This is a genomic window from Pseudomonas sp. PWP3-1b2 (assembly GCF_049896045.1).
GTDB classification, from domain to species: Bacteria; Pseudomonadota; Gammaproteobacteria; order Pseudomonadales; family Pseudomonadaceae; genus Aquipseudomonas; species Aquipseudomonas antarctica_B.
In genome coordinates this window covers 184474-202941 of sequence record NZ_JAFCTN010000005.1, presented here as the reverse complement: position 1 = coordinate 202941, position 18468 = coordinate 184474, and the positions used below count along the sequence as shown (strand labels likewise).

Annotated in this window: 18 protein-coding genes; 6 read left to right on the top strand and 12 right to left on the bottom strand. The window is 61.6% G+C overall.

The genetic code is table 11. The annotated features are described in order from the left end of the window. Positions 1-19: 19 nt before the first annotated feature. Genes creC through ACP7A2_RS05640 form a run of 3 tightly spaced genes read right to left on the bottom strand, consistent with a single transcriptional unit; the run spans position 20 to position 2636 of the window. On the bottom strand, positions 20-1459 hold the full coding sequence (gene creC / locus ACP7A2_RS05650) for a two-component system sensor histidine kinase CreC (RefSeq protein ID WP_426133426.1): 1440 nt from the start codon (positions 1457-1459) through the stop codon (positions 20-22). Beyond that, the gene (creB, locus tag ACP7A2_RS05645) at positions 1459-2127 is read right to left on the bottom strand and encodes a two-component system response regulator CreB (protein WP_426133425.1); all 669 of its coding nucleotides are present in this window, start codon (positions 2125-2127) and stop codon (positions 1459-1461) included. The genes creC and creB overlap by 1 nt, the downstream gene beginning before the upstream one ends. Before the next feature lie 8 nt (positions 2128-2135). Next, entirely contained in the window at positions 2136-2636 is a 501-nt protein-coding gene (locus tag ACP7A2_RS05640; RefSeq protein ID WP_426133424.1) for an ATP-dependent zinc protease, read from the bottom strand. Positions 2637-2805: 169 nt separating this feature from the next. On the opposite strand from ACP7A2_RS05640, the gene ACP7A2_RS05635 reads away from it, so the two are divergent. Continuing rightward, a complete protein-coding gene (locus tag ACP7A2_RS05635; RefSeq protein ID WP_426133423.1) occupies positions 2806-3693 on the top strand; it encodes an acyltransferase in 888 nt (295 codons plus the stop codon). Here the strand turns inward: ACP7A2_RS05635 and ACP7A2_RS05630 are convergent. Then, a complete protein-coding gene (locus ACP7A2_RS05630) occupies positions 3690-4262 on the bottom strand; it encodes a DUF2780 domain-containing protein (protein ID WP_348057469.1) in 573 nt (190 codons plus the stop codon). The two genes, ACP7A2_RS05635 and ACP7A2_RS05630, sit on opposite strands and share 4 nt — an antisense overlap. A gap of 151 nt (positions 4263-4413) precedes the next feature. Between ACP7A2_RS05630 and ACP7A2_RS05625 the strand changes: the two genes are divergently transcribed. The 4 genes from ACP7A2_RS05625 (at position 4414) to ACP7A2_RS05610 (ending at position 7179) form a co-directional block, all read left to right on the top strand. Continuing rightward, entirely contained in the window at positions 4414-5040 is a 627-nt protein-coding gene (locus ACP7A2_RS05625; RefSeq protein ID WP_348057471.1) for an RNA polymerase sigma factor, read from the top strand. Beyond that, on the top strand, positions 5037-5714 hold the full coding sequence (locus ACP7A2_RS05620) for an anti-sigma factor (protein WP_426133422.1): 678 nt from the start codon (positions 5037-5039) through the stop codon (positions 5712-5714). Before ACP7A2_RS05625 ends, ACP7A2_RS05620 begins: the two co-directional genes overlap by 4 nt. A 421-nt stretch (positions 5715-6135) precedes the next feature. Further along, positions 6136-6594, top strand: a complete 459-nt coding sequence (locus ACP7A2_RS05615; protein WP_426133421.1) for an anti-sigma factor domain-containing protein — start codon at positions 6136-6138, stop codon at positions 6592-6594. Between the two features lie 324 nt (positions 6595-6918). Beyond that, entirely contained in the window at positions 6919-7179 is a 261-nt protein-coding gene (locus ACP7A2_RS05610) for a hypothetical protein (protein WP_426133420.1), read from the top strand. A gap of 54 nt (positions 7180-7233) precedes the next feature. On the opposite strand, the gene fdhA is transcribed toward ACP7A2_RS05610, so the two are convergent. The 8 genes from fdhA to ACP7A2_RS05570 all read right to left on the bottom strand — a co-directional run bounded on the left by fdhA (position 7234) and on the right by ACP7A2_RS05570 (position 17194). After that, positions 7234-8433: a formaldehyde dehydrogenase, glutathione-independent gene (fdhA, locus tag ACP7A2_RS05605; RefSeq protein WP_078739470.1), complete on the bottom strand. Its 1200-nt coding sequence runs from the start codon at positions 8431-8433 to the stop codon at positions 7234-7236. Positions 8434-8618: 185 nt separating this feature from the next. Continuing rightward, positions 8619-9476 (bottom strand): formyltetrahydrofolate deformylase, encoded by an 858-nt coding sequence (purU, locus tag ACP7A2_RS05600; protein ID WP_049711205.1) that lies wholly within the window; start codon positions 9474-9476, stop codon positions 8619-8621. Positions 9477-9583: 107 nt separating this feature from the next. Next, positions 9584-10216 (bottom strand): sarcosine oxidase subunit gamma, encoded by a 633-nt coding sequence (locus ACP7A2_RS05595; RefSeq protein ID WP_426133419.1) that lies wholly within the window; start codon positions 10214-10216, stop codon positions 9584-9586. Positions 10217-10340: 124 nt separating this feature from the next. Further along, positions 10341-13358 carry a sarcosine oxidase subunit alpha gene (locus tag ACP7A2_RS05590; protein WP_426133418.1) on the bottom strand — a complete coding sequence of 1006 codons (3018 nt, stop codon included), beginning with the start codon at positions 13356-13358 and terminating at the stop codon, positions 10341-10343. Continuing rightward, positions 13355-13657 (bottom strand): sarcosine oxidase subunit delta, encoded by a 303-nt coding sequence (locus ACP7A2_RS05585; protein ID WP_426133417.1) that lies wholly within the window; start codon positions 13655-13657, stop codon positions 13355-13357. The genes ACP7A2_RS05590 and ACP7A2_RS05585 overlap by 4 nt, the downstream gene beginning before the upstream one ends. 15 nt (positions 13658-13672) lie before the next feature. Then, positions 13673-14923, bottom strand: a complete 1251-nt coding sequence (locus ACP7A2_RS05580; protein WP_010207084.1) for a sarcosine oxidase subunit beta — start codon at positions 14921-14923, stop codon at positions 13673-13675. 22 nt (positions 14924-14945) lie between these two features. Beyond that, positions 14946-16199: a serine hydroxymethyltransferase gene (glyA, locus tag ACP7A2_RS05575; RefSeq protein WP_375066557.1), complete on the bottom strand. Its 1254-nt coding sequence runs from the start codon at positions 16197-16199 to the stop codon at positions 14946-14948. Positions 16200-16465: 266 nt separating this feature from the next. Continuing rightward, positions 16466-17194, bottom strand: coding sequence for a TraX family protein (locus ACP7A2_RS05570; protein WP_426133416.1), 729 nt, complete (start codon positions 17192-17194; stop codon positions 16466-16468). A 90-nt stretch (positions 17195-17284) separates the two neighbouring features. Between ACP7A2_RS05570 and ACP7A2_RS05565 the strand changes: the two genes are divergently transcribed. After that, positions 17285-18325, top strand: a complete 1041-nt coding sequence (locus ACP7A2_RS05565; protein WP_426133415.1) for a low specificity L-threonine aldolase — start codon at positions 17285-17287, stop codon at positions 18323-18325. Positions 18326-18468 lie beyond the last annotated feature (143 nt).

The window sequence follows — 18468 nt, the reverse complement described above, 5'->3', positions numbered from 1 at the left end:
GGCAGCCCGTATGGGGGATTTATGTGGGGGATGTGGAGACTGTGTGGAGATGCAGCGCCGCTTGCACGCCGCCGGGCACGTTGCCGATCTGCAAGGCGCCGCCGTGAAGCTTCATCACTTCCTCGACGAAATTGAGGCCCAGCCCAGTGCTTTTGCGCCCGCTGGCCGGGCGTGGCAGCGAGTAGAAACGTTCGCTCAGACGCGGCAGCGCGTAATCGGGAATCGCTGCGGCCTCATTGAACAGCGTGACGCGCACGTCGTTGTGCTGCGCGAGCGCGCTGAACCTCAACGCCCCGCCGGCTGGCGTGAAATCCAGTGCGTTATCCAGCAGATTGCCCAAGGCCTGACGCAGCAGGAAGGGCTCGCCGAACACCTTCACGTGCGCGCCAATCGTCTGCTCGACCTGCAAACCGGCGCCTTCGATTCGCGCGCATTGCGCCTTGATTACCTCGTCCACCATCGCCGCCAACGGGATACTCACCTGCTCTTCCAGGCCTTGGCGCTGCTCCACTTGCGCCAGGTTGAGCAGGCGCTCGATTAACTGCTGCAGGCGCGCGCTTTCGCTGTCGATATTGCCCACGAAGCGCTGCTGCTGCTCGCGGGTCATATCGCCCTGCAACAGCTCCGCCGCACCGCGAATCGCCGCCAGCGGGCTTTTCAATTCGTGGGTCAGGGTGTGCACGTAATGCTCGACGTAAGCCTTGCCCTCCAACTGCGTGCGCATGTGCTCCACAGCGGTAGATAGCTGCTTGAGTTCACCGCCCCGGTAATGCGGCAACTCGGCACGCCGACCTTCGCTGACGGCCTCGGCGTAGGCGGTGAGGCGTCTGAGGGCAACACTCAGCCACCATGACAACAACGCGCCCAGCAGCAGGCCCAGAATCACCAACCCGGCGCCGTACCACAGCAGGCGGTTCTCGGTGCGGTCCACATAAGGCTGCAACGAGCTGTTGGGTTTGGCCACGGTGACCACGCCGATAATCTGCCCGTTATCACGAATCGGCGCGCCCACGTGCATCACCGACGAGGTCGGGTCATTCAGCTCGTTGCGGGTGGAGCGGGCGCCGTATTCGCCGCGCAAGGTCAGGTACACGTCGTTCCATTTGGAGTAATCCTGGCCCACCGCTTCACCCGTGGAGTCGAGCAACACGATGCCCTTGGCGTCGGTCACATAAATGCGGTGGTTAACCTGGTTTTTTGGCAAGCCCCAGATGGTCGCGCCGGGCTGACGGTTGCCGTAAGCCTTGAGGTATTGCGGCCAGTGACTTTCGCCGAGGGTGCGGTTTTTCACGTCATCGCGCAGGATCTCGGCGAGCAGGTTGGCGGTGTCCACCAACGTTTCTTCGGTGGACTGGCGCACGCCGGGGCGGATTTCCTTCATCACGGTGTTGAGCACGAAGTAACCGGTCAGGCCGATAAACAGTGCATACACCAGGAAAATCCGCAGCCCCAGGCGCATCAGCTGTTGCTCGGGCTGTAGCTGTAGCCGAGGCCGCGATGGGTCTGGATCGGCTCGGCATCGGCGGCCACGCTGCGCAACTTGCTGCGCAGGCTTTTGATGTGACTGTCGATATTGCGCTCGTACCCCGCATCGGCGGGCACGCCCACCGCGTCGAGCAATTGCTCGCGGCTGAAGACCCGCTCGGGTTGCTCCAGCAGGCTTTGCAGCAAACGAAATTCGTGGCGTGTAAGGCTTAAAGGCTGCCCGCGGTAGCTGATCTGCATACGCTCCAGATCGACCTGAAACACAGCCGGCGCCACGCCTGAGCCGACGCGCTTGAGAATCGCGCGCACCCGCGCCGCCACTTCCCGAGGGCTGAACGGCTTGACCACGTAGTCGTCGGCGCCGATCTCGAGCCCCACCACCCGGTCAATTTCGCCATCACGGGCACTGAGGAACATCACCGGCACTTCAGTGAAACGGCGCAGTTGTTTGCAGGTTTCAAAGCCGCTGATGTCCGGCAGGCCGATGTCCAGAATGATCAGGTCGGCCGGGGTCTGGCGTTGATAGGCCAGCGCCTCCTGGCCAAGGCTCAGCCAGGTGGTGGTAAAGCCCTCGCCTTGCAGCGCGAATATCAGCGTGTCGGCTATCGCCGCTTCGTCTTCGACAATCAGGATATGCGCCATGGGGTCCGTCAGCAGTCCGGTTTGTCAGCAGTGTAGCGACGGGCCGGGTTCACCGCCGCGCCGAATTCACGCAGGGCTTTGGCGCCGATCAACAGCGGATAGTTGAAGCTGCTGCGGTCGGTGAGGTTGACCTCGACCGTGCGCTTGACGTTGCCCAGGCACATTTCCAGGTCGATGACCGGGCGCTTGGCCACGGTGGCTTCGTCCTTGTCTTCGTCTTCGTCGGCGCGGCTTTTGATCTTGCTGATGCGCGAGACCTTGTGCTCGTAGACCTTGTCGCTCGCATCCTTGCCGCCGATGCGGAAGCGCACCCAGTCGTCGCCGTCGCGCTGGAAGGTTTCGATGTCACGGGCCGACAGCGAAGCGGTCAGCGCGCCGGTGTCCATCTTGGCCTTGAAGGTCTGGCCGATTTCCGGCAATTGAATGTATTCGTAGCGACCGTAGAGGGTCGGTTCGGCGGCCATGACGGGCAAGGCAACCAGGGCGAACGCGGCAAGGAGCAATTTCACGAAGTGATTTCCTCGAAAGAAGTAGGCGGATTCTAGACCGCAAAAGCACTGCTTAGTTAGTTTCAAGCCTACGGGGAACATTGTGAAACATTCGTCGGGCGAATTGGGATTTGGCCTCTCGACTCACCTCTCTTATCATGGCTCGCCCAACAGCTTTCAAGAGTTACTTATGCGCCGCCTGCTCACCGGCTGTTTTGTCACACTGCTGTTATTGCTCAATACGCTCGTGCTGATCGGGCCGTTGATGGTGTTTGCCCTGCTCAAGCTTGTGGCCCCGGGGCGCTCACGCGATTGGGCGTCGCGGGCGGTGATGTGGATCGCCGAAACCTGGGCCGAGATCGACAAGCTGATCTTTGCGCTGTGCATCCCGACCCAGTGGGACATTCGCGGCGGCGGGGATTTGCGCAGCGACACCTCCTACCTCGTCATCAGCAACCACCAATCCTGGGTGGATATTCCCGCGCTGATCCAGGCGTTCAACCGGCGTACGCCGTTCTTCAAATTCTTTTTGAAAAAAGAGCTGATCTGGGTGCCCTTCCTGGGTCTGGCCTGGTGGGCGCTGGATTACCCGTTCATGAAGCGCTACACCAAGGCGTTCCTGGCCAGGCACCCGGAACTGGCCGGGCAGGACTTGAAGATCACCAAACAGGCCTGCGAGCTGTTCAAGCGCCAGCCGGTAACGGTGGTCAATTACCTGGAGGGCACGCGCTTCAACGAGGCCAAACGCGCGCAGCAGGCTTCACCGTTCAAGCGTTTGCTCAAGCCCAAGGCAGGCGGCGTGGCATTTGTGCTGGCGGCAATGGGCGAGCAGCTGGACGCGATCCTCGACGTGACCGTGGTCTATCCGCAGGCAAAAATTCCGGGGTTCTGGGACTTGCTCTGCGGTTCAGTGCCGAAGGTGATCATCGACATCCGCACGCGCGAACTGGACCCGGCGTTGTGGCAGGGGGATTACGAGAATGATCCGGCGTTTCGCCAGACCGTCCAGAACTGGGTGAACCAGCTCTGGAAGGAGAAAGATGCGCGCATCGAGCAACTGCGCGCAGAGGCGCTTTAGCTGCCAGTGCCCCAGGCCGAGGCCAGCTTGCTCAGCACCGACTGATTGGCGCCCTGGCCGCCCAGGTATTGCAGGATCACCGGCGCAAACTGGCTGACCATGCCGCTGTCCATGCCCAGCGCGCTGAACGCGGTGTTCAGGTCGTTGGTGTTTTTCACGTTACCCAAAATGCTGTCCAGGCCGCTGATTTTGCTGCCGCCGGTCTGGCCGAGCAAACCGCTCAAGGCGCCGAGGCTGCCCAGGGAGTTGCTCCCCGACAGCTGATCCAGGCCAGGCACGCTCTTGCTCAGTTTCGAGTAGTCAGTGTTGTTCAGTTGGTTCTTGGCCAGGCCCAGCATGGCGCCGGTGCCGCCGACGGCTTGCTCCGGGGTGATGTTCAGTTGCGAGGTCAGTGCGCTCAGCAGGCCGGCGGTCTGGGAGCTCGGCGCTGCGGCAGCCGCCTTGTCGTTGCTGCCCTGTGCGCCGGAAACGGCGTTGGCCACGTCACCCAGGCTGAAACCTGCGGCAAACACCGGGCTGGCGGCCACGGTCAACAGGCAGGACAGGGCGAAACCGCGTGAAATCTTCATCAAGACAACCTCTGAATGTAGGAGCTAAAAGCAGGCGTTTGACTGACGGTTCTGGAGGAATGTTCCCACACCAGAAACAGTTCGGAAAAAGCCGCATCCAAATCACCGGCCCGCGCGTATATCAGGCTTGCACCGCCCGGAGATGGATGGAATGAATGTTCAAGCTGGACTACCCTCTGCCTACCGTGCGCCGTCCCGCCGCCCTCGATCGCGAGCCTGGAGAAGCCCCATTTCCACCCATGATGCTGACCCGTTGCGGCCTTTGCTGGCCCAATGCGCCCTGGGCAATCGCCAGGCGTTTGAAACCCTTTACCGCCGCGTGTCGCCGCGCTTGCACGGTGTTGCGTTGCGTTTCATGGGCCGCTCCGACCTCGCCGAAGAGGTGCTGCAAGAGGCCTTCGTGCGCATCTGGTACAACGCCTCACGCTACGAAGCGCACCTGGCGGCGCCGATGACCTGGATGGTCAACATCACCCGCAACCTGGCCATCGACCAACTGCGCAAACACCGCGAGCAACCCTTGGCCGACGGCCAGCAGGACGCCTTGCTCGACGACAGCCCCGGCGCCGACGAAAGGCTCGACAGCGAGCGCGAAGCCCGCGCCCTCAACCGTTGCCTGGACACCCTCGACGGCATGCAACGCCAGTCGATCACCGTGGCTTACTTCCAGGGCCTGTCGTGCTCGGAACTGGCCGACCACTTGGCCGCGCCGCTGGGCTCGGTCAAATCCTGGATTCGTCGCGGCATGGAGCGCCTGCGCAGGTGCCTTGAATCATGAACTATCACACCACCGCCCTGCGCCGCGCCCTCGCTGCCGATTACGCCATCGGGCTGATGCCCGCCATGGCGCGCAAGCGCTTTGAACACCTGCTGCTGGACGACGCCGCACTGCGCGCAGAACTGGGCCACTGGCAGGATGCACTGGCCAGCCTGACCGGAACCTTGCCCGAGCGGCCAGTGCCCGATCACGTGTGTGCCGGCATCAACGCGCGGATTGAGCCGCAGGTGCTGCACGTGCCGGCGAAGAAGCCGTTCCTGATGAGTTTCCGTTTCCTCGCGGCGGCGTGCGCCGTGGTGCTGGCGCTGTTTGTCGGCGTGCTTTACCAGCAGAGCAACACCGCGCAGTACACCGCCACCCTGGTCAACGCCAGCCAGCAACCGGCGCTGCGGGTCCAGGCATTTGCCGATTACCTGCAAGTAGAGCCACTGACGCTGGCGGCGCTGGAACCCACGCGCGCGCTGGAACTGTGGGCGATTCCGGCCGGCGGCAAACCGATTTCACTGGGCCTGGTGCCAGCTTCGGGCAAGGGCCACATCCAGTTGAGCAAGGCACAGCAAGCGCTGCTGACTGCGCCGCTGACTCTCGCCATCACCCTGGAGCCAACCGGAGGCTCGCCCACCGGGCAGCCAACCGGACCAGTGCTATACCAAGGCGCGCTGGCCACTCGCTGACGCGAACCCGTCGTGACAAACGGGCTTGTCGTGGCGAGCGGGCTTGCCCCGCGTTGGGCTGCGAAGCAGCCCCAATAGAATCACCGCGTTTTTCCAGGCAGTTCACCGTGTAGGGTTTCAGGGCCGCTGCGCACCCCAACGCGGGGCAAGCCCGCTCGCCACAGATTCAGCGCTCGTTCGGTGCTTATCGAAATAATCAGCACCGACTACTACAAAAACGGTTCTAAAAACTTTCACTTCTAACAGTGACCTCCGCCCTGTATCACCCGCACCATCACTCTCCTGCACGCCACGGGAGAGCGTTCATGAAGCACGTCATACTGGCGACTGTGTCGGCGACGATCGGCGGTGATGGGTTCAGGAACCCATCGCGGTTAACAGAGTCCATTTACTGACTACACAATTTGTCAGGAAAAGACCAATGACTGCGATCCAACCCCAAGTGACGGAACACACACCTTCATTCTGGAGCGGCCCTCGCCTATTCATCGGCATATGTGCGGTGGTGGTTGCCGGTGTCGGCGCCGCGTTTTACACCCAAGACAGCGTTAAATCTGCCGCTACGCTGCTGACCACCGAGCAACAGCCAGCCGCGCAAATCATGGCCCACAAGGATTACCTGGAAATAGAACCGATCGCTGCGGCGGCCGCCGCGCCCGACCAGAGCCTGGAACTGTGGGCCATTCCCGAAGACGGTACGCCGGTGTCCCTGGGCCTGTTGCCGACAGATGGCAAAGGCATCATCGGGCTCAACCCTCGCCAACAGGCATCCATCAGCAAGCCGGTGGAGTTGATGGTGAGCGCCGAAACCAAAGGCGGATCGATCAGCAAACAGCCGACCGGGCCGACGGTTTACCAAGGCGCGCTGGCCAACCGCTAGGCACCGACCCATACAAATTCCCACATTTTGATCTCCATCAGCCAGGCGACTTGCTCCTGGCGCAGGATGGCGCTTATAGTTCGGCCGTCGTCCACATGGCGACACGGGTTTGGCGACTCGGTGGATATAAAGTGTGCAAAAGCGCCTGCTCCTTTGCAGGTTTTTTTGTACGCGTAAAGTCGCTTTATGGCGGCTGTGCGCGGGAGACCTTCGGGTCTGCCGGCTTTGCTTTATTCCCCGGTTCGCCAACCTGCGTACAGCTGCCACCCATTCGTTTGGCGACGTGTGAGTAGCAGCCTCACTCTCTGGAATAAAGGTTACAACATGAATCGATACATGCCGCTCACCGGCCACAACAGCACCACCCCTTCCCTGCTAATCGACACCCAAGTCCCCTTGGACGTGCTCCACGACGCTGCTATTTACCGCATCCGCGCGGTCACTCAAGTCATGGAAAACCTCGCGTTTCGCGAAGGCCTGCACACCGACAACCTCGTCCTCCAGGACTTCGCCCTGCTCTGCGCCATACCGCTGCGCGACGGCTGCGACTTGCTGGATGTGATCAGCCGGCGCTTGCAGGCTTAATCTCAGGATGCAAAAAGGGCGACCCACGGGTCGCCCTTTTATTTGCCCAACGCTTTACGCCGCACTGAACAACTTATGCGGGTCGATCACAAACTTCTTCGGCACGCCCGCATCGAACTCGCCATACCCACGCGGCGCGTCATCCAGGCTGATGACCTGCACACCGACGATGTCGGCAATGTTGATGCGGTCCCACATGATCGCCTGCATCAGTTGGCGGTTGTACTTCATCACCGGCGTTTGCCCGGTGTGGAAGCTGTGGGATTTAGCCCAGCCCAGACCAAAGCGAATGCTCAGGCTGCCCATTTTTGCGGCGGCGTCCACAGCACCTGGGTCTTCTGTGACGTAGAGGCCCGGGATACCGATCTTGCCCGCCACACGCACCACGCCCATCAGCGAGTTGAGCACGGTGGCCGGGGCTTCGGCTTTGACGCCTTCATGGCCGTGGCCACGGGCTTCGAAGCCCACCGCATCCACCGCGCAATCCACTTCCGGCTCGCCCAGCAGTGCGGCGATTTGTTCGTGCAGCGGTGTGTCTGTGGACAGGTCGGCGATTTCAAACCCTTGCGCCTTGGCGTGAGCCAGGCGGATCGGGTTGACGTCGCCGATGATCACCACCGCCGCGCCAAGCAGGCGTGCAGAGGCGGCAGCGGCCAGGCCGACAGGGCCGGCACCGGCGATGTAGACCGTACTGCCGGGGCCAACGCCCGCGGTAACGGCGCCGTGGTAGCCGGTGGGCAGGATGTCGGAGAGGCAGGTCAGGTCGCGGATTTTCTCCATGGCCTTGTCGCGGTCCGGCAACTTGAGCAGGTTGAAGTCGGCGTAGGGCACCAGCACGTATTCGGCTTGGCCGCCGGTCCAGTCGCCCATATCGACGTAGCCGTAAGCACCGCCCGGACGGGCCGGGTTTACGCTCAGGCACACGCCGGTGTGTTGTTCCTTGCAGGAGCGGCACAGGCCGCAGGCGACGTTGAACGGTACCGACACCAGGTCGCCGATTTTCAGGTTTTCGACGCCGCTGCCCATTTCAATCACTTCGCCAGTGATTTCGTGACCGAGCACCAGGCCGGTCTGGGCGGTGGTGCGGCCGCGCACCATGTGTTGGTCGGAGCCGCAGATGTTGGTGGAGACCACGCGCAGGATGACGCCGTGTTCAATCTTCCTGCCACGGGGGTCCTGCATTTTGGGATAGTCGATTTTCTGTACTTCGACTTGGCCGTTGCCGAGATACACGACACCACGATTACCAGACATGCTTTCACCTCGCTGTTGTTTTTATGGAACCGCGTTGCCCAGGCAGGCAGCGCGTTAAAGTGCTCGGGTACAGATGCTGTTTCTTGTGTTGTTGCTGAGGGCCTCATCGCAGGCAAGCCAGCTCCCACATTTTGATGTGTGAATACTTTCAAATGTGGGAGCTGGCTTGCCTGCGATAGCGTCCGTCAGAGCACCACGGTGCGATTGGCATTCAAAAACACCCGCCGCTCAATGTGGTACCCCACCGCCCGCGCCAACGTCAGCCCTTCAATATCCCGCCCCTTGGCAATCAAGTCCTCGGGATAGTGGCTGTGATCCACCACCTCCACACCCTGCGCAATGATCGGGCCTTCGTCCAAATCGTTGTTGATGTAATGCGCCGTGGCGCCGACCAACTTCACCCCCTTGTTGTACGCCTGGTGATACGGCTTGGCGCCCTTGAACCCCGGCAACAACGAGTGATGGATATTGATCGCCTTGCCATCCAGCTTGCGGCACAGCTCCGGCGACAGCACTTGCATGTAGCGCGCAAGGATCACCAATTCGGCGCCGGTGTCTTCCACCACTTGCCACACTTGACGCTCCTGGGACGGTTTGTCGTTAGGGTCGAGGGGGAAATGGTAGTAGGGAATCTGGTGCCAGTCGGCCAGAGGTTTGAGATCGGGGTGATTGGACACCACCGCGACCACGTCCATCGACAGCTGGCCGATGCGCTGGCGGTACAGCAAGTCGTTCAGGCAGTGATCGGCCTTGGAGACCATGATCACCACTTTTGGCCGGTAGTTCGGCGCCGTCAGCTCGAAGATCATGCCAAAGGCTTCGCCGCGAGAGGCCAGGCCATCGCGGAAACCCTGCTCGTCAAACCCATCGGGCTGGCGAAATTCCACGCGAATAAAAAACCGGCCCGAAAGCCGGTCATCGAACGAATGGTGCTCGGTAACGTAGCAACCCTGTTCGAACAGGTAGCGGGTCACCGCGTCCACCGTGCCGAGCACGCTGGGGCAGTCGGCAGTCAAAATCCATGTATCAGGTGCGCGGCTCATACAGAAATCCTCAGGCCCTTGTGGCGAGGGGGCTTGTCCCCCGTTGGGCTGCAAAGCAGCCCCAACACCTGCCATTCAATTATTTCAAAAAAAATGCGCCGGCTTTATCAGGCCTGGACACTCAGGCCGAATTCAGCCGAGGCGTCCTGCAACCACAACCACCAGTAATCCGAGAAGCTGCGACGAATCACCAGCTCCCAGGTGTCTTCGGCTGTGTGACGAATCACCAGCTGCGACTTGGCGAACACTGTGCCCACCGCCTTGCCCACCGGGAAGTTGCTGGGGTGCACGTCGTAGCTGGTGGATTTCATCAGCACGTCGCGCACATTCGGGCCGCGGAGTTCGAGGATCTGCTGGCCGCCGCTGACGTTGACGATCTGGATGTGCAACTCACCCAGGGCCGCACGCAGGTTTTGTTCGGCGGCGAATTCTTCACCGCTGGGCACGATCAGCAGCCACTCATCCGGCCCGAGCCATTGCAGGCTGGTTTCGCCTTTGACGATGACTTGTAATGCGCCGGGCAGCTCGATGTCCAGGGCTTTGTGCACGCCTGCTGCAAAGGCGGCGTCATGGCCGTCGCCACGAATGGTCAGGTGGCCGAGGAGTTTCTTTTCACGCACGGTCACGCCGGCGTTCTTGCGGCCCTTGCCGACCAGGCTGGCGAGGTCGGCATGGTGCAGCGACGACTCGGCCTTGGCCCCGGTGGTTGGGCGTTGTTGGTACACATTGGCTGCTGTCATAAAGCACCTGTTCTGAATGCTGTGGTGACTGTTCTGGCCTCATCGCGGGCAAGCCCGGCTCCCACAGGGAAACGCATTCCACATGTGGGAGCTGGCTTGCCTGCGATGCAGGCGACTCGGTCTGTCAGATATTCTGGCGTTCGCCTTTCGGATCAAAGAACACCGAAGACACAATTTCCGCCTCGATCACGCTGCCATCGGCCTGGGGCGAAAACACCCGCTCGCCGATGCGCTTCAAGCCGCCCTTCACCACCGCCATCGCGAACGAATAACCGAGAGAGTTGTGGGCATAGCTTGAGGTGACGTGGCCGACCATCTTCATCGGAATCGACTGCTTCGGGTCCAGCACCAACTGCGCGCCTTCCGGCAACCACACGGTCGGATCAATCGGTTTGAGCCCGACCAGCTGCTTACGCTCTTCGCGCACGCAGTCTTCACGGTTCATGCCGCGCCAGCCGATCCACGAGAACGGTTTGGTCCGGCCCACGCACCAACCCATGTTCAAATCGTCCGGGGTCATCGAGCCGTCGGTGTCTTGCCCGACGATGATGAAGCCCTTCTCGGCCCGCAGTACGTGCATGGTTTCGGTGCCGTACGGGGTCAGGTTGTATTTTTTGCCGGCTTCGACGATCTGCTCCAACACGCCCATGGCGTAGTCGGCCTGCACGTTGACTTCGTACGACAGCTCACCGGTAAACGAGATACGGAACACCCGCGCCGGTACGCCGCCGACCAGGCCTTCTTTCCAGGTCATGAACGGGAAGCCGTCCTTGTCCAGGTCGATGTCGGTGACTTCCGCCAGCAGCTTGCGGCTGTTGGGGCCGGACAAGGTCATGGTCGCCCAGTGGTCGGTGACCGAGGTGAAGTACACCTTGAGGTCTGGCCACTCGGTCTGTTGGTAGATTTCCAGCCACTGCAGCACGCGAGCGGCGCCGCCAGTGGTGGTGGTCATCAGGAAGTGGTTGTCGGCGAGGCAGGCGGTCACGCCGTCGTCGAAGACCATGCCGTCTTCCTTGCACATCAGGCCGTAGCGCGCCTTGCCCACGTCGAGCTTGGTCCAGGCGTTGCTGTAGATGCGGTTGAGGAACTCACGGGCGTCCGGGCCTTGAATGTCGATCTTGCCGAGGGTGGACGCATCTAGCAGGCCGACGCTGTCGCGCACGGCCAGGCATTCGCGTTTCACCGCAGCGTGCAGGTCTTCACCCTTGCGCGGGAAGTACCACGGGCGTTTCCACTGGCCGACGTCTTCAAACTCGGCGCCGTTTTTAACGTGCCAGGCTTGCAGCGCGGTGTAGCGCACCGGTTCGAAAATGTGCCCGCAGTGACGGCCCGCGACGGCGCCGAAGGTCACTGGTGTGTAGTTCGGGCGGAACATGGTGGTGCCCATCTGCGGGATGGTCACGTTCAGCGAACGCGCGGCAATCGCCAGGCCGTTGACGTTACCCAGCTTGCCCTGATCAGTGCCAAAACCCAACGCAGTGTAGCGTTTGACGTGTTCGACCGACTCAAACCCTTCGCGGGTCGCCAGTTCGATGGCGGCGGCGGTCACGTCGTTTTGCAGGTCGACAAATTGCTTCGGCGCCCGTGCCGTGGCTTTTTCGTGGGGCACCTGGAACAGCGCCAGGGTCGGTTCTTCCAGACGGCTCAAGGCTTTTGGCAGCGTGCCTTCCACCGGGGCAAACCCGGCTTCGCTGGCGGCGCGCACGCCACCTTCAAACCCATCCGCCAGGGAATCGCCAAGGCCATAGACGCCGTTGATGCCGCCAACGCACACGCGTTTTTGCGGGGCTTCGCCCGGTACAAAACCGAGGATGTCTTCACGCCAGGTCGGCTTGCCGCCCAAGTGCGAAGCCAGGTGAACCACCGGGCTGTAGCCGCCGGAGCTGGCGACCAGGTCGCACTCCAGCCACTCGCCGGGGCTGGTGACTTTGTGTGCTTTCACATCAATCGCGGCCACGCGGGCAGCGGTCACGTGCTTGCTGCCACGGGCTTCGATCACGGCGCTGCCGGTGAGGATGCGAATACCCTTGGCACGGGCTTCCTCCACCAATGCGCCCCGTGGGTTGTGACGGGCATCGGCCACGGCCACCACATTCAGGCCCGCATCGAACCAGTCCAGCGCCACGCGGTAGGCGTGGTCGTTGTTGGTCGACAGCACCAGTTTTTTACCCGGTGCCACGCCGTAGCGGCGCACGTAAGTCGAGACCGCACCGGCGAGCATGTTGCCCGGCACATCGTTGTTGCCGTACACCAGCGGACGCTCGCACGCACCGGTCGCCAGCACCACGCGCTTGGCCCGCACACGGTGAATACGCTGACGCACCACGCCTATCGGCGCGCGGTCGCCAAGGTGGTCGGTGAGGCGTTCGTGAATGGTCAGGAAGTTATGGTCGTGGTAGCCGTTGACGGTGGCGCGGGGCAGCAGCACCACGTCCGGCAGGGCTTTGAGTTCGGCGATCACGCCTGCCACCCATTCGGTGGCGGGCTTGCCGTCGAGGCTCTCGCGCGAGTCCAGCAGCGAGCCGCCGAACTCTTCCTGCTCGTCAGCGATGATCACGCGGGCACCGCTGCGCGCGGCAGCCAGTGCAGCGGCCAGGCCAGCAGGGCCTGCGCCGACCACCAGCACGTCGCAGTGGCGGTTGAAGTTGTCGTAGGTGTCCGGGTCGTTCTCGGTTGGCGAGCGGCCAAGGCCGGCAGCCTTACGGATGTACTTCTCGTACGTCATCCAGAACGATTGCGGGTACATGAAGGTTTTGTAGTAGAAACCCGGCGGCATCAGCTTGCCGCCGACCTTGCCGAGAATGCCCATCACGTCATTGTTGACGTTCGGCCAGCCGTTGGTGCTGGTGGCGACGAGGCCCTGGTACAGCGCCTGTTGCGTGGCGCGCACGTTCGGAATTTGTGTGGCTTCGGTGGCACCGATCTGCAACACCGCATTGGGCTCTTCGGCGCCGGCGGCAAAGATGCCGCGCGGGCGCGAATACTTGAAGCTGCGGCCGATGATGTCGACGCCATTGGCCAGCAGCGCTGCGGCCAAAGTATCGCCCTCAAAGCCTTTGTAGCTCTGGCCGTTGAAGGTAAACGTGAGGACTTTATTGCGGTCGATGCGGCCACCGTTGGACAGGCGATTGATCTGGCTCATACCTTCTCTCCAGAGGCCTTGGCGGTGAATTGCGGCTTCTCGCCGATCTTGTAGGTTTCAAGAATTTCGTAGGTCAGGGTGTCGCGGGTGGCGTTGAAATACTGGCGGCAACCGGCGGCGTGAATCCACAGTTCGTGGTGCAGGCCACGCGGGTTATCGCGGAAGAACATGTAGTCGCCCCACTCCGCATCGGTGCAGGCATTCGGGTCCAGCGGGCGCGGGATGTGCGCTTGGCCGGACGCGTGGAATTCCTCTTCGGAGCGCAGTTCGCCACAGTGAGGACAGAAGATATGCAACATAGGGAATTTCTCCTGTTAGTGGGCGACGGCCGCAGCGCCGTGTTCGTCGATGAGCGCACCGTTGTGGAAACGGTCGATGGAGAAAGGTGCCGCCAACGGGTGCATTTCACCCTTGGCGAGGCTCGCGGCAAACACGTTACCTGAGCCTGGGGTGGCCTTGAAGCCACCGGTGCCCCAACCGCAGTTGAAGAACATGTTCGGTACCGGGGTCTTGGAGATGATCGGGCACGCATCCGGCGTGGTGTCGACGATGCCGCCCCACTGCCGGTTCATGCGCACGCGCGACAGCACCGGGAACATCTCGACGATGGCCTGGATGGTGTGCTCGATCACCGGGTACGAACCACGCTGGCCATAACCGTTGTAGCCGTCGATACCGGCGCCGATCACCAGGTCGCCCTTGTCGGACTGGCTGATGTAACCGTGCACGGCGTTGGACATGATCACGCTGTCGATAATTGGCTTGATCGGCTCCGACACCAGCGCTTGCAGCGGGTGGGATTCGATCGGCAGGCGAAAGCCCGCCAGCGAAGCCATGTGGCCGGAGTTACCGGCGGTGACCACGCCGACGCGCTTGGCACCGATAAAGCCCTTGTTGGTTTCCACACCGATGCACACGCCGTTTTCCTTGCGAAAGCCGATCACTTCGGTCTGCTGGATCAGGTCCACGCCCAGTGCGTCAGCGGCGCGGGCAAAGCCCCAGGCCACGGCATCGTGACGCGCCACGCCGCCGCGCCGTTGCACGGTGGCGCCGAGTACCGGGTAGCGGGTGTTTTTCGAGCAGTCGAGGTAAGGGATCTCGTCGGCCACTTGTTTGGCATTGAGCAGTTCACCGTCCACGCCGTTGAGGCGGTTGGCGCTGACGCGGCGCTCGGAATCTCGGATGTCTTGCAGGGTGTGGCACAGGTTGTAGACGCCGCGCTGGGAGAACATCACGTTGTAGTTCAGGTCCTGGGACAGGCCTTCCCAGAGCTTCATCGCGTGTTCGTAGAGATGCGCCGATTCGTCCCACAGGTAGTTGGAACGCACGATGGTGGTGTTGCGTGCGGTGTTACCGCCGCCCAGCCAGCCTTTCTCGACCACGGCCACGTTGGTGATGCCGTGCTCTTTTGCCAGGTAGTAGGCGGTCGCCAGACCATGCCCGCCGCCGCCGACGATCACCACGTCGTAGACCTTTTTAGGTGTGGGCGTGCGCCACATTTTCTGCCAGTTTTCGTGGTGGCTGAGTGAGTGCTTGAAGAGGCCGAAGCCTGAGTAGCGTTGCATAGTCATTACTCCAAAACCGCGCTCAGCGATAAACCGGGAAATCAGCGCACAGGGCAGACACGTGCTTGGCCACGTTGGCCTCGACATCAGCGTCGCCGAGGTTGTCGAGGATGTCGCAGATCCAGCCGGCCAGTTCGATGCACTGCCCCACTTTGAAACCACGCGTGGTCACCGCCGGGGTACCGATGCGCAGGCCCGAGGTCACGAACGGCGACTGCGGGTCATTCGGCACGGCGTTCTTGTTGACGGTGATATGGGCGCGGCCCAGTGCGGCGTCCGCCTCTTTGCCGGTGAGGCCCTGACGGATCAGGCTGACTAGGAACAGGTGGTTGTCGGTGCCGCCGGACACCACGTCATACCCGCGCTTGATAAACACCTCGGCCATGGCCTGGGCGTTATGAATCACTTGCTGTTGATAGGCCTTGAAGCCAGGCTCCTGGGCTTCCTTGAAGCACACCGCCTTGCCGGCGATGACGTGCATCAGCGGGCCGCCCTGGGCGCCCGGGAACACGGCAGAGTTGAGTTTCTTTTCAATTTCTTCGTTGGCACGGGCCAAAATCAGGCCGCCACGCGGACCGCGCAGGGTCTTGTGGGTGGTGGTGGTGACCACGTCGGCGTACGGCAGCGGGTTCGGGTACAGGCCAGCGGCGACCAGGCCGGCGACGTGGGCCATGTCGACGAACAGCAGTGCGCCGACCTTGTCGGCGATGGCGCGAAAGCGTGGGAAATCCAAAGTTTTGGAGTAGGCAGAGAAACCGGCCACCACCATCTTCGGCTTGTGCTCGACCGCCAGGCGCTCGACTTCGTCGTAGTCGATCAAACCGGTGTCGGTGTTGATGCCGTATTGCACCGCGTTGTACAGCTTGCCCGAGGACGACACTTTGGCGCCGTGGGTCAGGTGACCGCCGTGGGCCAGGCTCATGCCGAGGATGGTGTCGCCCGCATTCAGCAGGGCCAGGTACACCGCGCTGTTGGCGGACGAGCCGGAGTGCGGCTGCACGTTGGCGTAATCGGCGCCGAACAGTTGCTTGGCGCGCTCGATGGCCAGCACTTCAACCTTGTCCACATGCTCGCAGCCACCGTAGTAGCGCTTGCCCGGATAGCCTTCGGCGTATTTGTTGGTGAGGCCACTGCCCTGCGCTTGCATCACACGTTTGCTGGTGTAGTTCTCCGACGCGATCAGCTCGATATGGTCTTCCTGACGCTGCTCTTCGGCATTCATGGCCGCGAGCAATGCGTCGTCATATCCCTGGATCTGGTCTTTTTTGCTGAACATCGCGTCTCTCCCAGCCTTTCGTATTGTTAAGGCCCGTGCAGGGCCCTTTGATGCGATGGTAGGGCTGGCGCTGGCAGGTCAAATGCCTACGCACGCCACGCAAAGGTGCGTTTACGACATGGCGCGAACAACACCGAAACAAATGTGGGAATGGGCTTGTGTGGGAGCTGGCTTGCCTGCGATGCAGACACCTCGGTCTGTCAGCAAAACCGCGGTGATGCCATCGCAGGCAAGCCAGCTCCCACACAAGCCAGCTCCCACAAGGATTAGGCGATGATTTGGCGGACGAGTAGCAGCAGCAGGAAATGCAGGGGATAGAGCGCATAGGCCCAGCGGCGCATGGCCGGTGGCGCGACATTCCTGGCATGTCGCAACAAGACCAGACCCGCCAACGGCGCAATCAGGCATGTGACCAACCCCATCAGCGCCACAGGCGTGCCGCTATTCAGCAGAATCTGCCACTGGTTGGCGGCCAGACACACCAAACCTGGCAACACGCTGAAATACCACGGTCGACGAAACACCAGCAGCATCGCCAGCGGCAATAACACACCGAAAAAACCGAACATCAGTTGGGTAGAAAACACCGCCGCTACCGCGACGGCAATCAGCGCCAATCCTCGTTCAAAAAGCGCCTTCTGCTGCCATCCTCTGGCAACCAGCAGGCCCAACGCTAAAGTCGGGAGCACATTCAACGTATCGGCATCCTCGATAAACATCCCATACGGCACTTCGCTGATTACGCTGAACAGCAGCAGCCAGCCCAGATATCGCCACTGGCCGGTGACCGGGGCGTTTCGGGCCCGGTACAGATTGGCCGCAATCGCCAGGCAAAACCACGGGAACGCCAGGCGACCCGGTACGTACAGGCCATCAAGGCTTAAACCGACATAACGCAGGTGATCGAGCACCATGCTCAGCAGCGCCAGCCACTTGAGCAAATCCAGAGCGCCATCGCGGACGCGTCCGACAGGCAAGGTTTGAGTACCGTGCATAATTCCCCAGTGACTTTGCATTTACAGTGCGTGCGCACCCCCAACGATCTTGGTTACAGTGCGCACCAACATCGACCACAGGAATGGGCCATGACCGACAAGAGCCAACAATTCGCCAGTGACAACTATTCCGGCATTTGCCCGGAAGCCTGGGCCGCCATGGAACAAGCCAACCAGGGCCATCAACGCGCCTATGGCGATGATGAATGGACCCACCGCGCCGCCGACGGTTTCCGCAACCTGTTCGAAACCGACTGTGAAGTGTTCTTCGCCTTCAACGGCACCGCCGCCAACTCACTGGCGCTGTCGTCTTTGTGCCAGAGCTACCATAGCGTGATTTGCTCGGAAACCGCCCACGTCGAGACCGACGAATGTGGCGCGCCGGAGTTTTTCTCCAACGGTTCCAAGCTGCTTGTGGCGCGCACCGAAAACGGCAAGCTGACCCCGGAATCGATCCGCGAGATCGCCCTCAAGCGTCAGGATATCCATTACCCGAAACCGCGCGTGGTCACCCTGACCCAGGCCACGGAAGTCGGCAGCGTGTACACCCCGGAAGAAATCCGCGCCATCAGCGCCACCTGCAAGGAACTGGGCCTGAACCTGCACATGGACGGCGCGCGCTTCTCCAACGCCTGCGCGTTCCTTGGTTGCTCGCCGGCCGACCTGACCTGGAAAGCCGGCGTGGACGTGCTGTGCTTTGGCGGCACCAAAAACGGCATGGCCGTGGGCGAAGCGATTTTGTTCTTCAACCACAAGCTGGCCGAAGACTTCGATTACCGCTGCAAACAGGCAGGCCAGCTGGCGTCGAAAATGCGCTTCCTGTCTGCCCCGTGGGTAGGCTTGCTGGAAAACGATGCCTGGCTCAAACACGCCCGCCACGCCAACCGCTGCGCGCAACTATTGAGCAGCCTGGTAGCGGACATTCCCGGCGTGGAACTGATGTTCCCGGTACAGGCCAACGGCGTGTTCCTGCAACTCTCGGAAGCGGCCATCGAAGCGCTGACAGCCAAGGGCTGGTGTTTCTACACCTTCATCGGCAAAGGCGGCGCGCGGTTCATGTGTGCGTGGGATACCGAGGAAGAGCGTGTAAGAGAATTGGCCGCAGATATTCGGGAAGTGATGGGCGCTTAAGCACGACGAGTAATGGCGGATTGCCGAGACTGTTATTTGGTGTTTCCGACAGCCTCCAGCTCACTTTTCATCGACTAGCCTCTTGGAACCCGAAAGGAAAAAGCCGCTGCAGCGGCCCCCTTTCGGGAACAACTGCCTGCCGA

Excerpts from the sequence above, each read along its gene's own strand:
- ACP7A2_RS05620 (WP_426133422.1), top strand. The coding sequence starts at position 5,037 with ATGAACTATCACACCACCGCCCTGCGCCGCGCCCTCGCTGCCGATTAC.
- ACP7A2_RS05630 (WP_348057469.1), bottom strand. The coding sequence starts at position 4,262 with ATGAAGATTTCACGCGGTTTCGCCCTGTCCTGCCTGTTGACCGTGGCC.
- ACP7A2_RS05585 (WP_426133417.1), bottom strand. The coding sequence starts at position 13,657 with ATGTTGCATATCTTCTGTCCTCACTGTGGCGAACTGCGCTCCGAAGAG.
- ACP7A2_RS05595 (WP_426133419.1), bottom strand. The coding sequence starts at position 10,216 with ATGACAGCAGCCAATGTGTACCAACAACGCCCAACCACCGGGGCCAAG.
- ACP7A2_RS05635 (WP_426133423.1), top strand. The coding sequence starts at position 2,806 with ATGCGCCGCCTGCTCACCGGCTGTTTTGTCACACTGCTGTTATTGCTC.
- creC (WP_426133426.1), bottom strand. The coding sequence starts at position 1,459 with ATGCGCCTGGGGCTGCGGATTTTCCTGGTGTATGCACTGTTTATCGGC.
- purU (WP_049711205.1), bottom strand. The coding sequence starts at position 9,476 with ATGAGCCGCGCACCTGATACATGGATTTTGACTGCCGACTGCCCCAGC.
- ACP7A2_RS05590 (WP_426133418.1), bottom strand. The coding sequence starts at position 13,358 with ATGAGCCAGATCAATCGCCTGTCCAACGGTGGCCGCATCGACCGCAAT.
- ACP7A2_RS05580 (WP_010207084.1), bottom strand. The coding sequence starts at position 14,923 with ATGCAACGCTACTCAGGCTTCGGCCTCTTCAAGCACTCACTCAGCCAC.
- ACP7A2_RS05615 (WP_426133421.1), top strand. The coding sequence starts at position 6,136 with ATGACTGCGATCCAACCCCAAGTGACGGAACACACACCTTCATTCTGG.
- ACP7A2_RS05610 (WP_426133420.1), top strand. The coding sequence starts at position 6,919 with ATGAATCGATACATGCCGCTCACCGGCCACAACAGCACCACCCCTTCC.
- ACP7A2_RS05565 (WP_426133415.1), top strand. The coding sequence starts at position 17,285 with ATGACCGACAAGAGCCAACAATTCGCCAGTGACAACTATTCCGGCATT.
- ACP7A2_RS05625 (WP_348057471.1), top strand. The coding sequence starts at position 4,414 with ATGAATGTTCAAGCTGGACTACCCTCTGCCTACCGTGCGCCGTCCCGC.
- glyA (WP_375066557.1), bottom strand. The coding sequence starts at position 16,199 with ATGTTCAGCAAAAAAGACCAGATCCAGGGATATGACGACGCATTGCTC.
- ACP7A2_RS05570 (WP_426133416.1), bottom strand. The coding sequence starts at position 17,194 with ATGCACGGTACTCAAACCTTGCCTGTCGGACGCGTCCGCGATGGCGCT.
- creB (WP_426133425.1), bottom strand. The coding sequence starts at position 2,127 with ATGGCGCATATCCTGATTGTCGAAGACGAAGCGGCGATAGCCGACACG.
- fdhA (WP_078739470.1), bottom strand. The coding sequence starts at position 8,433 with ATGTCTGGTAATCGTGGTGTCGTGTATCTCGGCAACGGCCAAGTCGAA.